The organism is Rhizobium sp. OAE497, assembly GCF_040546565.1.
GTDB lineage: Bacteria > Pseudomonadota > Alphaproteobacteria > Rhizobiales > Rhizobiaceae > Rhizobium.
Window position 1 is genome coordinate 3,038,835 of record NZ_JBEPOA010000001.1, and the last position, 18,798, is coordinate 3,057,632.

The following is an 18,798-nucleotide window of genomic DNA, read 5'->3' on the forward strand; positions in this document are numbered from 1 at the left end:
AAGGCTCCCGATGTTTCAGAACCGAGCAGAAGCTTTGGCGCTTGCGCTGCCGGCGGCGATCTTCGCCGCCGTGGTCTTCCTGCTGCCCGTCGCCATTCTTCTCTCCGAAGGCTTTCATGCCGATGGCGCCTGGACGCTATCGGCCTATACCGGCTTCTTCTCCGAGCAGCTGAACCGCACGGTCTTCATCCGCACCTTCAAGCTCGGGCTCGAAGTCACCGCCGTCTCCGCCATCATCGGCTATGCCGCGGCCTTTGCGATCGTCAACCTGCCGCCGAAGGGCAAGGGCCGGATGATCGGCCTCGTCACGCTGCCGCTGATGATCTCGCCGGTCGCCCGCACCTATGCCTGGATCGTCATCCTCGGCCGCACCGGCATCGTCAATCAGGCGATCACCGGCCTCGGCCTCAGCGCCGAGCCGCTGCGCCTGCTCTTCACCGAGACCGCCGTCTTCATCGGCCTCCTGCAGCTCTTCCTGCCGTTGATGATCCTGTCGCTGATCAGCGCGCTCGAGAACATGCCGAAGGATGCGATCCCGGCGGCCCGCGTGCTCGGCGCCAACTGGTTCCAGGTGTTCTGGAAGGTGATCCTGCCGTTGACCAAGGAAGGTCTCGTCGTTGGCGGCACGCTCGTGTTCACCGGCTCGCTGACCGCCTATATCACCCCCGCCGTCCTCGGCGGCTCCAAGGTGTTGATGCTGGAAACCCTGCTCTACCAGCAGGTTTCCGTCTCCAACAACTTCGTCTCGGCCAGCGTCATCGCCTTCATGCTGATCGTCATGAGCTTTGCCGCCAACATCCTCTTGAAACGCCTGGCGACCGCGAGGAACAAGCGATGACATCCCGCCTCTTCCCGCCCATCGTCCTCGGCCTACTGTTGACTTTCCTGATCGGTCCGTTCCTGATCATCATCGCCGCCTCGCTTTCGGCCGGCGATACGCTGGCCTTCCCGCCGCAGGGCCTGTCGCTGAAATGGGTCGCCAAGGTCTTCACCATCGACAGCTTCCGCGAGAGCTTCGCCATGTCGATGTTCCTCGCCGTCTTCGGCACGCTGTCGGCGCTCATCCTCGGCATTCCCGCCGCCTACGCCCTGTCGCGCTACAAGCTTCCTTTCGGCGAGACCGTGCGCACCATCGTTTCCCTGCCGATCATCGTGCCCGGCATCATCGTCGGCCTGGCGCTGCTGCGCTATCTCGTGGTGCCCTTCGGCTTCAACATCACGCTGGCGCTGTTCTTTGCGCACACGGCGCTGGTGCTGCCCTATGCCGTGCGCGTCGTCTCGGCGAGCCTCAACAACCTGCGCTCGGATATCGAGGAAGCGGCCGTGCTGCTCGGCTCCTCGCGCACCGGCGCCTTCTTCCGTGTCGTCATGCCGAATATCCGCGGCGGCATTCTCGCCGCCTTCATCCTCGGTTTCGTCACCAGCTTCAATCAGGTGCCGGTCTCGCTGTTCCTCTCCGGCCCCGGCGTGCGCACCCTGCCGATCGACATGCTGGGCTACATGGAAACCACCTACGATCCGTCGATCTCAGCGCTCTCCTCGCTGCTCGCCTTCCTGTCCATCGGCATCGTCTTCCTTGCCGAACGCTTCCTGGGATTCTCGCGTTATGTCTGATGCCTATCTTCAACTCGACAAGCTGACGCTGGCTTACGGCGATACGGTCGCGGTGAAGGACCTCGACCTCACGATCGAAAAGGGTGAGCTCGTCGCCCTGCTCGGTCCCTCCGGCTGCGGCAAGACGACGACGATGCGCTCGATCGCCGGCCTGCTGACGCCCGCCTCCGGCCGCATCAATCTCGACGGCGACGACATCACCCGCGTTTCCGCCAACAAGCGCAATGTCGGCCTGGTCTTCCAGTCCTACGCCCTCTTCCCGCATCTGACCGTCTACGAAAACGTCGCCTTCGGCCTGCGCCTCAAGGGCGTTTCCGGCCAGAATCTCGACAAGCGCGTCACCTCCGGCCTGAAATCGGTCGGCCTTTCGAGCTTCGCCAGCCGCAAGCCCGCCGAACTATCCGGCGGCCAGCAGCAGCGCGTGGCGCTCGCCCGCTCTATGGTCATGGAGCCGAAGGTGCTGCTGCTCGACGAGCCGCTGTCAAACCTTGACGCCCGCCTGCGCCTGGAAATGCGCGCCGAGCTGCAGCGTGTCCAGAAGGAGACCGGCGTGACGATGATCTTCGTCACCCATGATCAGGTGGAGGCGCTGGCGCTTGCCGACCGGATCGTCGTGATGCTGAACGGCGGCATCGAGCAGATCGGCACGCCTGAAGATATCTACAACCGCCCCGTCTCCGCCTTCGTCGCCGATTTCGTCGGTTTCGAGAACGTCTTCAAGCTCGAAGGCGGCAAGCTCGTTACACCAAACGGTCCAGTCGATTTGCCGGCTCCTGCGCCACAGGCGGCAGGACTGGCCTGGCGGCCGCGCACGGTCATCCTTGGTTCCGGTCCTTTCCAGGGAACTGTGCGCGGCACCTCCTATGCCGGCAACACGCGGGAATACCTGCTCGATACGCCGCTCGGGCCGATCAAGGCGGAGGTCGACGCAGGCCTCGCGGCCCATGCGATCGGCACAGCACTTTCCTTCGACCTGCCGCTTGCCGCGGCAGCCAGCCTCTCGCGTTTCGGGTGATATGATGGGTGTCTGGATCGATACCGACATGGGCTTCGACGATATCGCCGCCATTCTGGTGGTGGCGCAGTCGAAGCTTGACATAGACGGCATTTCGCTGGTTTTCGGCAACACGCCGCTGCCGCAGGTGAAGGTCAATGCGGCAGGCGCCGCAGACGCGTTCGGCTGGACCTTCCCCATCCATAGCGGCCGCGCCAATCCCGTGATCGGCAAGATCGAGACGGCCCAGGCGATCCTAGGCGATACCGGCATCCCGACGGCAGGCCGCACGCTGCCGCAAGGAGCGGCGCTGCCCGATAGCGACGCTTTCCTCGCCCTCTGCCGCTGGCTCGAAACGGATGGCCCGCACCGCATTCTGGCGCTCGGACCGCTGACCAATATCGCCGCCCTCGCGCTGGCCCGCCCCGATCTCGCCGCCCGCATCACCGAACTCACCTGGATGGGCGGCGGCGTCACCATCGGCAACCACACGGCCTCCGCCGAGTTCAACGCCCTTGCAGATCCCGAAGCGCTGGCAATCGTCATCAGCCACGGCCTGCCGCTGAAGATAATCGACCTCGATCTCTGCCGCAAAGTCCTGGCGCGGCCGGATGACGTCACGCCGATCCGCCAGGCAGGCGGCGCCAACGCCGAACTGATCGCCGACATGCTGGCCGGCTATATTGATATCGGCATCAGCCGCGGCCGCGCCGCCATGGCGATCTACGATCCCTCGGCCGCCGTCGCCTTCGCGGCACCCGAGCTCGTCACCTTCCGCGCCGCGCGCATCGATGTCGAGCTCGCCGGCCAGTTCACCCGCGGCCGCACCGTCGTCGAGACCCGCGCCACCCATGCCGCGCCCAATGCCGAATTCGCTGTCGATATCGATGTCGAAGCCGCCCGCGTAATGATCCTCGGCGCGCTCGCAAGCGAGGCCGGCAGATGAGCTCTCCATTGCGACCGGAACCCGCCGACCTCAACGATCCCCAGCTGCGCGCCCGCGCCGTGGCCGCCGCCCGCGGCGACCTGCCCTTCGACGTGCTGATATCGGGCGGAAAGCTCCTCGACGCGGTCACCGGCCTGATCCGCGAAGCCGACATCGGCCTCACGGGACCGTTGATCGCAAGCGTCCACGCGCCGGGAAGCCGCGCCGATGCGCTGGAGATGATCGACGCCACGGGCGCCGTCATCACCCCGGGCCTGATCGATACGCATATGCATGTCGAGAGCTCGATGGTGACGCCTGCCGAATATGCCCGGGCAGTGCTGCCGCGCGGCGTGACGACGATCCTCTGGGATCCGCATGAATTCGGCAATGTCCACGGCCTTGATGGCGTTCGCTGGGCGATCGAGGCATCGTCAGGCCTGCCGCTCCGGATGATCCTGCTGGCGCCCTCCTGCGTGCCCTCCGCACCCGGCCTCGAACGCGCCGGTGCGGATTTCGATGCATCCGTGATCACCGAAATGCTGCGCTCGCCCGCCGTTGGCGGCGTTGCCGAAGTCATGAACATGCGCGGCGTCATCGAGGGCGATCCGCGGATGACGGCGATCGTCAATGCCGGGCTCGCATCCGGCAAGCTCGTCTGCGGCCATGCCCGCGGCCTCGAAGGCGCCGATCTCAACGCCTTCATGGCCTCCGGCATCACCTCCGACCACGAGCTGACCTCCGGCGCCGACCTCCTGCAGAAGCTTGCCGCCGGAATGACCATCGAGCTCCGCGGTTCGCACGATCACCTGCTGCGCGAATTCGTCGAAGCGCTGGATGGCATCGGCCACCTGCCGCCGACCGTGACGCTCTGCACCGACGATGTCTTCCCCGACGAACTGCTCGATGGCGGCGGCCTCGATGACGTGATCCGCCGCCTTGTGCGCTACGGCATGAGGCCGGAATGGGCTCTGCGCGCCGCCACCTTCAACGCCGCCCAGCGCCTGAAACGCAGCGATCTCGGCCTCATCGCCGCAGGACGGCGCGCCGATATCGTGCTCTTCGACGACCTCACCGATTTCAGGGCACGGCTGGTGATCGCTAACGGCCGCACCATCGCGCAGGACGGCGCAATGACCGTGCCGCTGAAGCCGCTCGACACCGCGCCGCTGATGAACTCGGTCAAGCTTCCGGCACTCGGCGCAGACGATTTCAAGGTCCGCTCCGAGGGCAACCGTGTCCGCGTCGCGACCATCGACCGCCCGCGCTTCACGCAATGGGGCGAAGCGGAAACCGGCGTGGAGCACGGCTTCGTCGTGCCGCCTGAGAGCAGCACGATGATCTCCGTCGCCCACCGGCACGGCCTCGCCGCCCCTCGCCCGCGCACCGGGTTCCTCACCGGCTGGGGCGAATGGCACGGCGCCTTCTGCACCACCGTCTCGCATGACAGCCACAACCTCACCGTCTTCGGCGGCAACACCGCCGACATGGCAGCCGCCGCGAATGCGGTGATTGCAGCAGGCGGCGGCATGGCAGTCGCCAGGGACGGCGTCATCCTTGTGCTGCTGCCGCTGCCGCTTTCTGGATTGGTGACCGAGGCCTCGCTTGCCGAGACGGCAAAGGGTTTCCGCGATATCCGCCAGGCGATGGAAAAGATCGTCACCTGGCAGCCGCCCTACCTCGTCTTCAAGGCCTGCTTCGGCGCCACGCTCGCCTGTAATATCGGCCCGCATCAGACGGATATGGGGATTGCCGATGTGCTGACGGGGAAGGTGCTGGAAACGCCGGTGCTGGAGATAGTGTCGTAAGGATCGCTTGGAGGGTGTAGCCCCCTCATCCCCGGTGCAACGAGTTGCACCTGAAACCTTCGGGCCACCTTCTCCCCGCTGGGGAGAAGGGAAACGCGGAGCGGGCCGCACGTCCCTTCTCCCCTGGGGGAGAAGGTGCCCGAAGGGCGGATGAGGGGCCCCCGGGCGAGGCCTAAGCCGCCAACTCCCGCTCCACCAACTTCACCCAATAAGCCGCCCCGAACCCAAGCGCCCCGTCATTGAAGTCATAAGCCGTATTGTGGTGCAGCGCCCCATCCACAGCCGGCCCGTTGCCGAGCCACACATAGCACCCCGGCGCATTCTGCCCGAAGAAGGCGAAGTCATCCCCCGCCGTCGATGGCGGAAAGCTGGTGCGGACCTTCGCGCCGAACACCTCGCCCGCAGCGCCCAGCGCCCGCGCCGTCGCATCGGCATCGTTGACCACAGGCGGAATACGCCGCTCGAAGCCGTAGTCGGCTGATATCCCGAACATCTGCGCCGTGCCCTGCGCCAGACGGCCGATCTCTGCTTCCAGCTGGTCGCGCACTTCGGGCGAATAGGCCCGCGCCGTACCGCCGATCTCGACGGTATCGGGGATGACGTTCAGCGCCTTTGGATCGCCCGCCTGCAGCGAGCAGGCGCTGACGACGGCCGGCTGCAGCGGATCGACGACGCGGCCGACGATGGTCTGCAGCGAGGCGAGGAAGGTGCCTGCCGCTGTGATCGGGTCGCGGCCGAGATGCGGCTTGGCGCCATGCGTGCCGGTACCGCGGAAGGTGACGCGCCAGCTGTCGGATGAGGCAAGCTGCGGCCCCTCGACGACGGCGATCTCATCGACCTCAAGCCCCGGCATGTTGTGCAGACCATAGACGGCATCGCAGGGGAAGAGCTTGAACAGCCCCTCCTCGACCATCCGGCGCGCCCCACCGCGTCCCTCTTCGGCCGGCTGGAAGATGAAATGCACCGTGCCGGAAAAGCCCTTGGTTTCAGCCAGATAGCGCGCGGCACCGAGCAGCATCGTCGTGTGCCCGTCATGACCGCACGCATGCATCTTTCCCTGAACCGTTGACTTGTACGGCCGCTCGGCAATCTCGGGCATCGCCAGTGCATCCATATCCGCCCTGAGGCCGATGCTGCGCGTGCCGTTGCCGACCTGCAGCGTGCCGACGACGCCGGTGGTGCCAAGCCCGCGATGAACCTTGATACCGGCCTCCTCCAGCAGCTTGGCGACGATGCCGCTGGTGCGCTCCTCTTCGAAGCCGAGCTCGGGATGCGCGTGAAGATCACGGCGAAGCGAGGTGAGGAAGGGTAGATCGTCCTTGATCCGGGCGGGAATGGTCATGAGCCGGGATGTCCTGTGCATGCGAAAACGGGCGCCAGAACGGCGCCCGTCTCAGGTATCCCTTTGTTCTACAAAGAGGCAGTGAGTTCAACCCCTCACGTTTCCTCGACGAAGACCTCCTCGCGCTTCTTCTTCACGCTCGGCAGGAAGACGATGATGAGAACGGCGAGCGCGATGGCGAGCAGCGTGGCGCTGATCGGCCGGGTCAGGAAGGTCGTCGGATCGCCGCGCGACAGGATCATCGCACGCCGCAGGTTCTCTTCCAGCAGCGGCCCGAGCACGAAGCCAAGCAGCAACGGCGCCGGCTCGCAGCGCAGCTTCGCCAGCACGTAGCCGATCAGGCCGAAGAAGGCGACGGCATAGAGATCGTAGACATTGGAATTGACGCTGTAGACCCCGATCGAGCAGAAGGCCATGATCACGGGGAAGAGCACGTAATAGGGCACAGTCAGCAGCTTCACCCAGAGGCCGATCAGCGGCAGGTTCAGGATGACGAGCATCAGGTTGCCGATCCACATCGAGGCGATGATGCCCCAGAACAGCGCCGGCTGTTCGGTCGCGACATTCGGACCGGGCACGATGCCCTGGATGATCATCGCACCGACCATCAGCGCCATGACCGGATTGGCCGGAATACCGAGCGTCAGGAGCGGAATGAACGAGGTCTGCGCGCCTGCATTGTTGGCCGATTCAGGACCGGCAACACCCGCAACCGCACCATGCCCGAATTCCTCCGGCTTCTTCGACGAGCGCTTTTCCACCGTGTAGGAGGCGAAGGATGCCAGGATGGCGCCGCCACCCGGCAGGATACCGAGCGCCGAGCCAATCGCCGTGCCGCGAAGGACCGGCGCGATCATCTCCTTGAATTCCTGCTTCGAAGGCAGAAGACCGGTCACCTTGTTCATCAGCACCGTGCGCGTCGACTCGCCTTCGAGATTGCGCAGGATTTCGGCGACGCCGAAGACACCGACGGCGAGCGCCACGAAGTTCAGCCCGTCGGCATATTCGCGGATGCCGAGCGTGAAGCGCGGCGTGCCGGTATAGATATCGGTGCCGACGAGGCCGAGCAGCAGGCCGAGCGCCACCATCGCCAGCGCCTTGATGACCGAGCCATGCGCCAGCGCGATCGACGAGACGAGACCGACGATCATCAGCGAGAAATATTCGGGCGCGCCGAATTTCAGCGCGATCTCGGTCAGCGGGGGCGCGAAGATGGCGACGAGGAAGGTCGAGACCGTTCCCGCGAAGAACGAGCCGAGTGCGGCGATCGCAAGTGCGGCCCCCGCCCTGCCCTTGCGGGCCATCTGGTATCCGTCGATCGCCGTCACCGCAGAGGAGGACTCACCCGGCATGTTGATCAGGATCGCAGTGGTCGAGCCGCCATATTGGGCGCCGTAATAGATGCCGGCGAGCATGATCAGCGAGGAGACCGGCTCCAGCTGGAAGGTGATCGGCAGCAGCATGGCAATCGTCGCCGTGGCACCGATGCCGGGGAGAACGCCGATCAGCGTGCCGAGCAGGACGCCGATAAGGCAGAAGAGCAGGTTTGCCGGCGTGGCCGCCGTTGCAAAACCGAGCGCGAGATTGCTGAAAAGTTCCATCGCGGTCTCCTTAGAACCGGGTCCACGGGCCGAAGCGCTCGAACGGCAGGCCGAGGCCGTAGCTGAACACTGCAACCGAGAACACCGTGAGCCCAAGCGACAGGATCAGCGCGTAGAAGACGTTCATCTTCTGCGACGCGAAACAGGCGACGAAGGCCGCGAGGAACAGCGACGGCGCAAAGCCGAGGCCGCGAACCGTCAGCCCAAACAGGATGGGTGCCGGAAGAATGAAGAGCATCCCGCGCCAGGCAAAGGGATCGATCGGCTCGCCCTCGACGCGCAGCGCCTGGATGAAGACGATGGCGCCGAGGATGACCAGCACCACCGAAAGCACCAGCGGGAAATAGCCCGGCCCCATGCGCAGCGCTGTGCCGAGTTCGAGCGTGAAGGACTGATAGGCGAAGAATGCGCCGGTCGCGACCAGAAGCGCGCCGCAGATCGCATTTGTCGTGTCGAATGTGACAGATTTCATGGTGTCTCCGTGGGGTTGGAGAGAGTTGGCGTCGAAGCGGGTAGCCCCCTCATCCGCCCTGACGGGCACCTTCTCCCCAAGGGGAGAAGGGAAGCCGCGTCCCCTCTCCCCAGCGGGGAGAGGGTTAGGGTGAGGGGGCTCCGCACTCGACGTTGGCGGCCAATCAGTCGGCGTATTCGCCGGCAGCCTCGATCACCGGCTTCCAGCGGGCGATTTCGGTCTCGAGCTTGGTCTTCAGCGCAGCCGGCGTCGCATCGGCATCCGGCGACGGCGCGGTGCCGAGTTCGGCGAAGCGCTTGACGACGTTCTCGTCCTTCAGCGCCACCTGCAGCGACTTCGACAGGCGCTCGTTGATTTCGGCAGGCGTGCCCTTCGGCGTGTAGACACCGTGCCAGATGCCGACTTCAAAGCCCGGCAGGCCACCTTCGACGGCCGTCGGAACGTCCTTCAGAACGTCGAGGCGCTTCGGAGAGGTCACGGCATAGGCCTTGATCGTGCCACCCTGGATCTGCTTCGTGGTGTTGGTGGTCTGGTCGCACATGATATCGACCTGGCCGCCGAGCAGATCGGTCATCGCCGGACCGGTGCCCTTGTAGGGAACGGTCGTCAGCGGCGTCTGGATGGCGCTCATGAACATCATGCCGCAGAGATGCGAGGCAGCGCCGATACCGGCATTGGCGTAGGTGACCTTGTCCTTGTTCGCCTTGACGTATTCGACGAGGCTCTTGAGATCGGCCGGTTCGAAATCCTTGCGGGCAACGATCGTCATCGGAACGTCGGTGACGAGGCCGACATATTCGAAGGCGTTCAGCGTATCGTAGGCGAGCTTGCGGTAGAGCGTGGCGGATGTCGCCATACCGATGTGATGCAGCAGGATGGTGTAGCCATCGGGATCGGCAGCGGCAACGCGGCCGGCGCCGAGCGTGCCACCGGCGCCGCCGACGTTTTCGACCACGATCTGCTGCCCGAGATCCTTCGACATGGACTCGGCGACGAGGCGCGCGACGGTATCCGTCGGGCCACCGGCCGCGAACGGCACGACCATGGTGATGGTGCGTTCGGGATAGCCCTGTGCGGATGCACCGGCAGCGAAAAGAGAGACGGCAGCAGCCGCCGTCATGCCAAGCATGGCCTTGAAGAGTTTCATCGTTTTCCTCCCTGATGAAAACAGGCTCCGCCGGCGCTTCCCATGCGCCGGTGAGATGAGGCCATTAACAGGTGGTAAACGCGCGGGCGGCAATCGGCCGGGCATGCCATCGGGCAGAGATTTCGCCTGCGTGCGATGCAGCATGGGTCGATTTGGAAACAAAGGCGGATAGCGATGGGTGGAAATCCACCCATCTGGCTATTCAGAAACCAGCAGCTTCTTGTCGAGCCCGTATTTCTGCATCTTCTCGTACAGCGTCTTGCGCGAGATCTGCAGCGACTCGTAGACCGGCTTGAGACTGCCGCCATGGGCAACCAGCGCGCTGGCGATGACGCCGCGCTCGAATTCGGCGACACGATCGGCGAGCCCCGTCGCCTCGCCATTCGGCCGCTCGCCGCCATCGAGACCAAGCACGAAACGGTCGGCCGCATTGCGCAACTCGCGCACATTGCCCGGCCAGTCGCGCTGGGCGATATCGGAGATCAGATCCGGCGAAACCGGCATGTCGTCCCGCCCGTATCGCGCGGCCGCCTCGCGCACCAGCTGGAGAAAGAGCAGCGGAATATCCGGCCGCCGCTGCGCCAGCGCCGGCACATGCAGCGTCGCGACATTCAGCCGGTAGAAGAGATCGGCGCGGAACCGTCCCGCGGCGACCTCCTCCTCCAAGTCCACCTTGCTGGTGGCGATGAAGCGCACGTCGAGCGGCACGACCTCGTTGGAGCCGAGGCGCGAGATCACCCGCTCCTGCAGCACGCGCAGAAACTTCGCCTGCAGATCGAAGGGCATCGAGCCGATCTCGTCGAGCAGGATCGTCCCGCCGCGGCCATGTTCGAACTTGCCGTAGCGTGGACGCACGGCACCTGGAAAGGCGCCTGCCTCATGGCCGAAAAGCTCGCTCTCGATCAGGTTTGCCGGAAGCGCGGCGCAATTGATGGCGATGAACGGGCGGCTTGCCCGGGCGCTAATGTCATGCAGCGCCCGCGCCACCACTTCCTTGCCGGCGCCGGTCTCGCCGACGATCAGCGTATCGGCATCGCTCGCCCCGATCGCCCGGATGCGATAGCGCAGGTCGACCATCACCTGCGTGCGTCCCGGCAGCCGCGCCTCGATATCGTCCCGCTTGCCGGCAACCGCCTTCAGCAGCCGGTTTTCGAGCACGAGGCTGCGCCGCTCGAAGGCGCGCTTGATGACGCCTGCCAGCATCTGCGGCGTGAACGGCTTCTCGATGAAATCATAGGCACCCTCGCGCATCGCCTTCACCGCCAGCTGCACGTCGCCATGGCCGGTGACGAGGATGACGGGCACTTCGGCGTCGATCTCACGGATCCGGCTCATCAGCGTCATGCCGTCGGTGCCGGGCATGCGGATATCGCTGACGACGACGCCCGGAAAGCTGTAGCCGATCAGCTCCAGCACATGATCGGCATTGGAGAAGGTCTCGACGCTGAAGCCCGAGAGCTCCAGCGCCTGCGCCGTCGAGCGGCGCAGTTCCTCCTCGTCATCAACGAGCAGGATCTTCTGTTCGCTCATTCCGCCGCCTCCGGCATGGCGCCTGCGGCCGATTGCAGCTCGATGCGGAACTCCGCCCCGCCATCCGGGTGATTGGCAACGGTCAGGCTGCCGCCGAAGTCCTTGATGATGTTGTAGGAGATCGAAAGCCCGAGGCCGAGTCCCTTGCCGACGCCCTTCGTCGTGAAGAACGGATCGAAGATGCGCTCGGCAATCGCCGCCGGCACGCCGGGGCCGAAGTCGCGAACCGTCAGCACCACCCTGCCCGCCTCCTCCGAGGCCCGCACCTCGATGCGCCGGTCGTCCAGCCCCTCGACGGCATCGGCCGCATTGGAGATGACATTGACGAGCACCTGTTGCAGACGGACGGAGCCTGCCCGAACGACAGGCGGATGCAGGCCGAGATCAAGCCTGAGATCGGCGTCCGCCGCTTTCAGCCTCCAGGCGATGATTTCCAGCGTATCGCGGATCGCCTCGTCGAGCGGCACCGGGCCGAGCTTCTCGTTGGGCTTGCGGGCAAAGTTGCGCAGATGCTTGCTGATCGACGCCATCCGATCGATCAGACCGCCGATCCGGCGGATATTGTCCTGCGCCTCGTCCGTGCGCCCGCGATCGAGCAGAACGGTGGCGCTATCGGTATAGGTCTTGGCGGCCGCCAGCGGCTGGTTGAACTCGTGGGAGAGCGCGGCCGACATCTGGCCGAGACCTGCAAGCTTGCCCGCCTGAATGAGATCGGCCTGTGTCTGGCGCAGCTGCTTTTCCGTCAGCCGGCGCTCGGCGATTTCCTCCTCGATGCGGCTGTTGACGCGGGCGAGATCCGCGGTGCGCTCCTCGACCCGCCGCTCCAGCTCGTTGCGCGCTTCGGCCTGCAGATGCATGCGTTCGTTCAGCCGCATGCGCCGCTGGCGCAGCACCGCGAAGGCGAGCCCGGCAATGCAGAGGAACAGGAAGACCGCGGCAAGCGCCGTGCGCGCCTGCGCCCGGACGGAGCCGGTGTCGAGCAACACGTTGACCGTCCAGTCCTCGGCCGTCATGTAGCTGGAGAGCACCAGATATTCTTTCTCGACGCCCTCCTCGACCAGCCCCATCAGATTGTGATCCTCGAAGCGGCTGCGGTTCAGCGGCAATGCCGCGAGCGTCGCATTGGCGTAGCGCCGCGACGCCTCGGTGCGCTGCAGGCGGTCGGTGGTCAGCGGCAGGATGCTGTTATAGAGCCATTCCGGCTTGCCGGACATGAAGATGATGCCCTCGGGGTCGGAGACGAAGATGCGGTATTCCCCGCCCGTCCAGGAGGATTCGATCATGTCGATATCGACCTTGAAGACGATGACCCCGCGAATGTCATCGCCCACCCTGATCGGCGAACCGAAATAATAGCCGCGCTTCAGCGATGTCGTGCCGAGCGCGTAGAAGCGCGACTGCTTGCCGGCGATCGCCTCCTGGAAATAGGGACGGTAGCTGAAATTCTCGCCGACGAAGCTGTCGGGCAGATCGAAATTGCTGGCCGCGATCGTCTCGCCGTCGGGGGTGATCACGTAGATGTCTGAGGATTTCAGGAGATGGTTGATCTCCTTGAGATAGAGGTTGGCGGCATCCCGCAACGCCTTGTCTTCGGGGTGGGCCACCAGTTCCTTGATATCGTCGTGATCGGCAATCAGCGCCGGCAGCGCCTCGTAGCGGTTGAGATGGCCGCTGAGCGCCGAGACGGCAAGACGCAGCGCCGTTCCCGCCTGGGCCGAAGCCTCGCCCATATAGGCGCGCGTCGCCACCGATCCGCCGTAGTAGAAAAAGGCGAATACGACGAAAGGCACTGAAAACAGCGCGAATATAAGCCTGTGCCTCTGAGACAGCGGCGGCTCCTCCCATTCTGCCTCCCTCCCCAGGAAGGCATCCCCGACGGCCTGATTGTAATGAGCACGGAGGAGGATTCCAAGAGGCGCGGCTGCCTTGACAGCTGAGGCTCCAGATTGTCCTATCGCTGCACTGCGAGAGGACGAATGTGATGACCGACGAGCAGACTCCCGACGACAGCAAACTGACCGCCTCCAAGCGCCGCTGGGCCGCCGAAGGAAAGTTCCTGACCGGCCGCGTCGCCCGCCCGGAAACCGACCGCCTGCCGCCCGGCCAGCATCTGGTGAAGAACTGGCCGGTGCTCGATCTCGGCCAGCAGCCGTCGATTGCGCTCGACACATGGAAGCTGGAGGTCCGTGGCCTGGTGGAAACGCCGCTGACGCTCTCCTGGCGCGACTTCCATGCGCTGGAGCAGAGCACCTTCGTCTCCGACATCCACTGCGTCACGACATGGTCGCGCTATGACAACAAATGGAAGGGCGTCGCGACCCGCGACCTGCTCGACCGCGCCATGCCGAAGGCAGAAGCGAATTACGTCATGCTGACGAGCTATGACGGCTACACGACCAACCTGCCGCTCGCCGATTTCGCCGCGGAGGACGCGATCCTGGCGACCGCCTGGGAAGGCCAGCCGCTCACAGCAGAGCACGGCGGCCCGATGCGCCTCATCGTTCCGCATCTCTATTTCTGGAAAAGCGCCAAATGGCTGCGCCGCATCGATCTGATGCCCGCCGACCGGGCGGGTTTCTGGGAAATGAACGGCTATCACATGTTTGGCGATCCCTGGCGGGAACAGCGCTACTCCGAAGACTGAACCTTCAGCCACCGGCGCCCTGCAAGGAAGACGCCGAAGATTACGGCGAAGAACCCGGTCAGCGACGCCATGCTTGCGGTATGGAGCGGTATCTCGCTCCAGCGCGGCCGGATGATATCGGCCGTATTGAACGCCTCGCCGCTGAAGCGGCAGGTGATCAGCGACAGCCCTCGCCTGATCATATCGGCATCGGCCTCGGAGACGATCGCACTCGCTGCCGCGGCCTCCCGCGGCATCTCCCGCAGGGACATCAGCACCGCCTTGGTCGCCGCCAGATAGGCGTGGGCGCATTCGTTGAACGGACTTTCCTCATCCGTCACGCTGCCGGGCATGCGGCCCCAGAGACAGTAGGAATACTGGATCTGCGCATAGTTCAGCACCCGGCGGAACGGCTCGTCGGTATCCGTGGCTCCGGATGCAAGCGCGATGATCCGGTCACGATAATCGGCCATCACGGCCATTTCGCCGTGGGAGATTTCTGGGACGGGGATGCCGGTGTGATTGGCAGCGGATGTGCGGCTGTGGGCCATGGCACCGCCGCTCGTCAGCGCGAGCGCAGCCATGCCGGTCATCAAATGGAACAGAGGCCTGTTCATCGCAGCCTTCACCAATCCCTCATTCCTGTGCTTGTCACAGGAATCCAGTGCGTCCATGTCCATGGACGCGGGAAACTGTAGAGTCATTCACCGCGCCGACGCGCGGTGGCTGGATTCCTGTGACAAGCACAGGAATGAGGGGAGCGTTTGGCTCCCCTCACCCAATACTCACCGAAACGCCGGACGCCCGACAGCACCCTGCGAGGCCAGCCGCTTCTCGGCCAGCATCCCGAAGACCACAGCCAGCACCGACCAGAGCACGACATGCATGCCGAGCGAGGTGATGCGAAAGCGCCAGAGGACGATGGCCGAATAGTTTTCCGGCACCTCGTTGATCGGCGGCAGCAGATACTGCACGAGGCCGATGAAGACGATATAGGCGATGCCGGCGATGATCGCGCCGTTCCAGATGCCGAAGCGGTGAGCGAGGCTGCGCGCAAAGGCGATCGCCGCGATCAGCGCCGCGACGGAGACGACGATCATCAGGAAGAACAGCTCGGTGCGAACGCCGATCGTATCGCCATTGCCGACAGCCGGCGGATTGGCCGGATACTTGATGCCGGGAACGAGGATGATGGCGACGAAAGCGGCAAGAGCGATGACCGCAGCGGTGCCGCGGGCGCTGAGCGTGCTGAACCGGCCATGCACGAAGGCAAAGGTCAGCGCGAAGAGACCGCCGACGGCGATGCCATAGGCCATTGCGCCGGTGAAGAGACCGATGCCGGCCTGTGTGGCGCGGCTGACGATCTCGGGCTCTGCGGCCTCGCCGGCTGCCTGTGCCGCGGCTTCCTCGAAAGCGATCGCCTGGTCGACGAGTGGCTCACCGAAGAAATGGGCGAAGACAAACACCAGGATGCCAGCAATCGCCCCCGCGATCATGCCGCGAAGTAGAAGGTTTCCAACCATGTCAGTCGTCCTTTAGTGGCAGGGGAAGCCGAGAAGGTGGCGAGCGTCATGCACGAATTCGTGGACGTAGCCGCCGGAGAACAGCGCCATGGCGCCCTCTTCCGTGCCGACGAAATAGATGGCGATGATCATCAGCAGGCCGCCGAAGATCGCCCAGGGCAGGATCTCGCCAACCGGAATCGGCTGCGGTGCTGCGATGGGCTTGAAAGTGATATCAGACATGTATTCCTCCGGGAATGACGCGTTCAGTCGAAAGAGTGTTACGGCAAGGTCTGACTTCCAGTTCGCTTTCGCATCCTGGTCACAGTGGCGCGACCGCGCCGGATTTACACCGGCTTCCAAACCCGCAACATGCCCGTTATATCTCTAGGCTTCGAACTGTCAACGAAACTTCATCTGCCGAAGAGGCAGCCCGGAGGCTCTCCTGTGCATACCCGGCTGACCTGGATCTGCCACGGCCCGACAAGCGCCAACCGTGAGGGCCGCTTCCCACTGAACGAGCCACTCGAACAGAGCGCCGTCGCTGATACCGCAGCTCTCGCGGAGAGGCTTCAGCGTGCCGATCACGTCAAAAGCAGCCCGGCGATCGCCGCGCTGCAGACCGCCGAAGTCCTGAACCTGACGGCCGCGGCCGATCCGAAGCTCGCCGATATGGATTACGGCCGCTGGAAGGGCCGCCCGCTTGCCGATCTGCAGGCCAAGGAGCCGGATGCTCTGATCCAGTGGATGACCGATCCGGACGCCGCCCCGCATGGCGGCGAGAGCCTGTCGAGACTTCAGGCCCGCATTGCCGGCTGGATGGAAGATCAACAGGCATTCGACGGCCATATCATCGCCATCACCAACGCCACTGTCATCCGCGCCGCGATCCTGCATGTGATGAGGGCCCCGCCGAGTTCTTTCTGGCTGGCGGATATCGAGCCGCTTGCCCTGCTGCGGATGAGTTTCGACGGCCGCCGCTGGGCGCTGCGCTTCAGCCGCTGATTGCAGCAAACCTCTGTTTTCACCGCATAATTTAGATAAGCCTTACGCAAGCAAGTTGCGCCATACCTATTGAACCCGGCATGCCGGGCTCTAAGTGCATGCCCCGTGGAGACCAACCATGACGTATGATTGGAGTGGGGAGCGGACGCGGCGTGTGCGCCTTCTGAAGGTCGCAACCGCCATTGTTCTCATAGCTATCGTCATCGGCATTCCGCTGCTGATGCGCTGAACGAAGGGCGAGCAGGATGACTGCTCGCCTTTTCTCGTTACTGCTGCGGAATCTGGATCACCGCGAAGAACAGGCCAAGCTGGCGGATCGCATGGGCGAAGCCGTCGTAATCGACGGGCTTGGTGATATAGACATTGGCGCCGAGATCGTAGCAGCGCTGGATTTCGCGCTCGTCATCGGTGGTCGTCAGGATGACGACAGGCATGCGCTTGGTGTGCTCGTTGTTCTTGATCTGCTCGAGAATATCGATGCCCGACGTATCCGGCAGATTGAGATCGAGCAGCATCAGCAGATAGCGGTCCTTGCTGACGGTGCCGCTGCGGTCGGGGCCGAGGATGAAGTCGAGTGCGCTCTTGCCGTTGGTGAAGGGCACGATCTCGTTGTTGACGCCGGCCCGGCGCACGTTCTTCTCGATGAGGCGGGCATGCCCCTCGTCGTCCTCGATCATGACGATCGTGACTTCCTGGCCTGTGGCTTTCATGACTCTGTACCCTTTACGATGGTGGTGAGATCCGACGGCAGAAGCAGCGTGAAGGTGCTGCCGGTGCCCTCTGTCGAAGCGACAGTAATGTCACCTCCCAAATTTCGTATTAACGATCGCACATATGCGAGGCCAATGCCTTCACCCGGCTGATCCTGTTCGCCGGCGCGGCGGAAGAGTTCGAAAACGCGCTCGCGATCGGCAACTGCGATGCCGCGGCCATTGTCCTCGACATCGATCCTGATCCGGCCCTTGCCGGCCGGCATGGCCCGCACGGCGATCCTGACAGGACGGCCAAGATAGCGGTATTTGACCGCGTTGTCGAAAAGGTTGCCGAAGATCTGGTCCAGCGAGAAGCGGTCGGTGATCAGTCCGGGAACGCGGATATCCATCTCCACTTCCCCGTCGGCCTCGGCGACCTGGTGATGCACGTTCGCCGCAGCCGTCTCGAGCATGGCCTTGAGGTCGATCCTCTCCGGCACCAGCTTGCGGCGTCCGTCGCGGGAAATCTTCAGGATGGCGTTGATCAGCGAATCCATCTTGCGGGTCGACGAGCGGATGAAGCCCATCGCCTCCGGCAGGTCTTCCTCGACTGCGAGGCGCGCTTCCTTGATCTCGTCCTCGCTCGGCTTCTTTTCGTCAGCCATCACATAGGCCGTGACCGCCGTCAGGCTGGCCTCGAGCTCGCTGAGGAAGCCCATGATATTGACGAGCGGTGCCCTCAGATCGTGGGTGACGATATAGGCGAAGCGCTGGATTTCCTGGTTGGCCTGCATCAGGTCTTCGGTGCGCTCGTTCACGCGCTCCTCCAGGCCGAAATTCAGCGATTGCAGCTCCTCGCGCGCCCGCGACAGGTCGCGCACGTGCTGGACGATAATGAGGATTGCCCCGCCGACGACGATGGCAATCGCCAATGCGCCGCCGATCGTCACCCATTGCAGGTTGCTTGCCGCTTTGAGCTGTTCGCCGACGATCACCCGAAGGCGGTCATCGGTCTGGCTGATGAAGCCGACGAGAACGCCGCGGGCGTCGTCCATCAGCGCCTTGCCGCTGTCGTTGCGGACGATCGCCAGCGCTTCCTGCATCCGGCCGGCCTTGGCAAGCGCGACCGTATTGTCGATCTCCGCCATCTTGCCGTCGACCGCCTGATCCAGCACCGGCAGCCGCTCGGCATAGTCAGGATAGTTCTGCAGCACGTCTGCCAGCCGCTTGCGCCGCTCGGGCAAGTTCTTCACCGCTTGAAAGTAGGGTGCCAGATAGCTCTCGTCATTGGTCAGCAGAAAGCCGCGCTGCCCGGTTTCGGCATCCTGGAGCGCGGTCAGCAGATCGACCGAACCGGTGCGGATGCGGCGCATCTCGGCAACCGTATCGGAATAGATGCGGTTCGCGCTCGTCAGCCAGAGCGACGTTCCGACGATACCGGCCAGAAGCAGCACGCCGAGCCCGAGCATGAAAAGCGTCGAGCGGACAAAGACGGCGTTGGAAGAGGACATGAGGATTCTCTGAAAAGGATTTTCTTAAATAC

17 protein-coding genes and 2 pseudogenes are annotated in these 18,798 nt (G+C 64.2%); 8 read left to right on the top strand and 11 right to left on the bottom strand.

The genetic code is table 11. The features are described from left to right. The first annotated feature begins 10 nt into the window (after nucleotides 1-10). The 6 genes and pseudogenes from ABIE40_RS15380 to ABIE40_RS31030 all read left to right on the top strand — a co-directional run. Nucleotides 11-838, top strand: a complete 828-nt coding sequence (locus ABIE40_RS15380) for an ABC transporter permease (protein ID WP_199629960.1) — start codon at nucleotides 11-13, stop codon at nucleotides 836-838. Continuing rightward, nucleotides 835-1,614 (top strand): ABC transporter permease, encoded by a 780-nt coding sequence (locus ABIE40_RS15385; protein WP_199629959.1) that lies wholly within the window; start codon nucleotides 835-837, stop codon nucleotides 1,612-1,614. The genes ABIE40_RS15380 and ABIE40_RS15385 overlap by 4 nt, the downstream gene beginning before the upstream one ends. Beyond that, nucleotides 1,607-2,629 carry an ABC transporter ATP-binding protein gene (locus ABIE40_RS15390; RefSeq protein ID WP_199629958.1) on the top strand — a complete coding sequence of 341 codons (1,023 nt, stop codon included), beginning with the start codon at nucleotides 1,607-1,609 and terminating at the stop codon, nucleotides 2,627-2,629. The genes ABIE40_RS15385 and ABIE40_RS15390 overlap by 8 nt, the downstream gene beginning before the upstream one ends. A gap of 4 nt (nucleotides 2,630-2,633) precedes the next feature. After that, nucleotides 2,634-3,554: a nucleoside hydrolase gene (locus tag ABIE40_RS15395; protein WP_199629971.1), complete on the top strand. Its 921-nt coding sequence runs from the start codon at nucleotides 2,634-2,636 to the stop codon at nucleotides 3,552-3,554. Further along, nucleotides 3,551-5,341 (top strand): adenine deaminase, encoded by a 1,791-nt coding sequence (locus ABIE40_RS15400; protein ID WP_199629957.1) that lies wholly within the window; start codon nucleotides 3,551-3,553, stop codon nucleotides 5,339-5,341. The genes ABIE40_RS15395 and ABIE40_RS15400 overlap by 4 nt, the downstream gene beginning before the upstream one ends. Nucleotides 5,342-5,385: 44 nt before the next feature. Continuing rightward, nucleotides 5,386-5,508: pseudogene (locus ABIE40_RS31030) on the top strand (endonuclease domain-containing protein); the annotation flags it as partial. A 5-nt stretch (nucleotides 5,509-5,513) separates the two neighbouring features. Here ABIE40_RS31030 and ABIE40_RS15405 read toward each other — a convergent pair. The 6 genes and pseudogenes from ABIE40_RS15405 to ABIE40_RS15430 all read right to left on the bottom strand — a co-directional run bounded on the left by ABIE40_RS15405 (nucleotide 5,514) and on the right by ABIE40_RS15430 (nucleotide 13,303). Beyond that, the gene (locus ABIE40_RS15405) at nucleotides 5,514-6,683 is read right to left on the bottom strand and encodes a M20 aminoacylase family protein (protein WP_199629956.1); all 1,170 of its coding nucleotides are present in this window, start codon (nucleotides 6,681-6,683) and stop codon (nucleotides 5,514-5,516) included. A 95-nt stretch (nucleotides 6,684-6,778) separates the two neighbouring features. After that, nucleotides 6,779-8,284 (bottom strand): tripartite tricarboxylate transporter permease, encoded by a 1,506-nt coding sequence (locus ABIE40_RS15410; RefSeq protein ID WP_112718899.1) that lies wholly within the window; start codon nucleotides 8,282-8,284, stop codon nucleotides 6,779-6,781. Nucleotides 8,285-8,294: 10 nt separating this feature from the next. After that, nucleotides 8,295-8,756, bottom strand: a complete 462-nt coding sequence (locus tag ABIE40_RS15415) for a tripartite tricarboxylate transporter TctB family protein (protein ID WP_199629955.1) — start codon at nucleotides 8,754-8,756, stop codon at nucleotides 8,295-8,297. A gap of 163 nt (nucleotides 8,757-8,919) precedes the next feature. After that, nucleotides 8,920-9,903, bottom strand: coding sequence for a tripartite tricarboxylate transporter substrate binding protein BugD (locus ABIE40_RS15420; RefSeq protein ID WP_112718897.1), 984 nt, complete (start codon nucleotides 9,901-9,903; stop codon nucleotides 8,920-8,922). Nucleotides 9,904-10,101: 198 nt separating this feature from the next. Further along, a complete protein-coding gene (locus tag ABIE40_RS15425) occupies nucleotides 10,102-11,433 on the bottom strand; it encodes a sigma-54-dependent transcriptional regulator (RefSeq protein WP_199629954.1) in 1,332 nt (443 codons plus the stop codon). Further along, a pseudogene (locus ABIE40_RS15430) lies at nucleotides 11,430-13,303 on the bottom strand (sensor histidine kinase). The gene ABIE40_RS15425 and the pseudogene ABIE40_RS15430 overlap by 4 nt, the downstream one beginning before the upstream one ends. Before the next feature lie 111 nt (nucleotides 13,304-13,414). On the opposite strand from ABIE40_RS15430, the gene ABIE40_RS15435 reads away from it, so the two are divergent. Further along, nucleotides 13,415-14,077, top strand: coding sequence for a sulfite oxidase-like oxidoreductase (locus ABIE40_RS15435; RefSeq protein ID WP_199629953.1), 663 nt, complete (start codon nucleotides 13,415-13,417; stop codon nucleotides 14,075-14,077). Here the strand turns inward: ABIE40_RS15435 and ABIE40_RS15440 are convergent. From ABIE40_RS15440 to ABIE40_RS15450, 3 genes are all read right to left on the bottom strand, one after another. Beyond that, nucleotides 14,062-14,685 carry a hypothetical protein gene (locus tag ABIE40_RS15440; protein WP_502944807.1) on the bottom strand — a complete coding sequence of 208 codons (624 nt, stop codon included), beginning with the start codon at nucleotides 14,683-14,685 and terminating at the stop codon, nucleotides 14,062-14,064. The genes ABIE40_RS15435 and ABIE40_RS15440 overlap by 16 nt on opposite strands. A gap of 156 nt (nucleotides 14,686-14,841) precedes the next feature. Beyond that, a complete protein-coding gene (locus ABIE40_RS15445; RefSeq protein ID WP_199629951.1) occupies nucleotides 14,842-15,579 on the bottom strand; it encodes a CbtA family protein in 738 nt (245 codons plus the stop codon). Between the two features lie 12 nt (nucleotides 15,580-15,591). Beyond that, the gene (locus tag ABIE40_RS15450) at nucleotides 15,592-15,801 is read right to left on the bottom strand and encodes a CbtB domain-containing protein (protein WP_112718892.1); all 210 of its coding nucleotides are present in this window, start codon (nucleotides 15,799-15,801) and stop codon (nucleotides 15,592-15,594) included. A gap of 204 nt (nucleotides 15,802-16,005) precedes the next feature. On the opposite strand from ABIE40_RS15450, the gene ABIE40_RS15455 reads away from it, so the two are divergent. Next, nucleotides 16,006-16,563: a histidine phosphatase family protein gene (locus ABIE40_RS15455; protein WP_199629950.1), complete on the top strand. Its 558-nt coding sequence runs from the start codon at nucleotides 16,006-16,008 to the stop codon at nucleotides 16,561-16,563. A gap of 266 nt (nucleotides 16,564-16,829) precedes the next feature. Here the strand turns inward: ABIE40_RS15455 and ABIE40_RS15460 are convergent, their stop codons facing one another. Then, nucleotides 16,830-17,273 carry a response regulator gene (locus ABIE40_RS15460; RefSeq protein WP_112718890.1) on the bottom strand — a complete coding sequence of 148 codons (444 nt, stop codon included), beginning with the start codon at nucleotides 17,271-17,273 and terminating at the stop codon, nucleotides 16,830-16,832. Next, entirely contained in the window at nucleotides 17,270-18,766 is a 1,497-nt protein-coding gene (locus ABIE40_RS15465) for a sensor histidine kinase (RefSeq protein ID WP_354541036.1), read from the bottom strand. Before ABIE40_RS15465 ends, ABIE40_RS15460 begins: the two co-directional genes overlap by 4 nt. Nucleotides 18,767-18,798 lie beyond the last annotated feature (32 nt).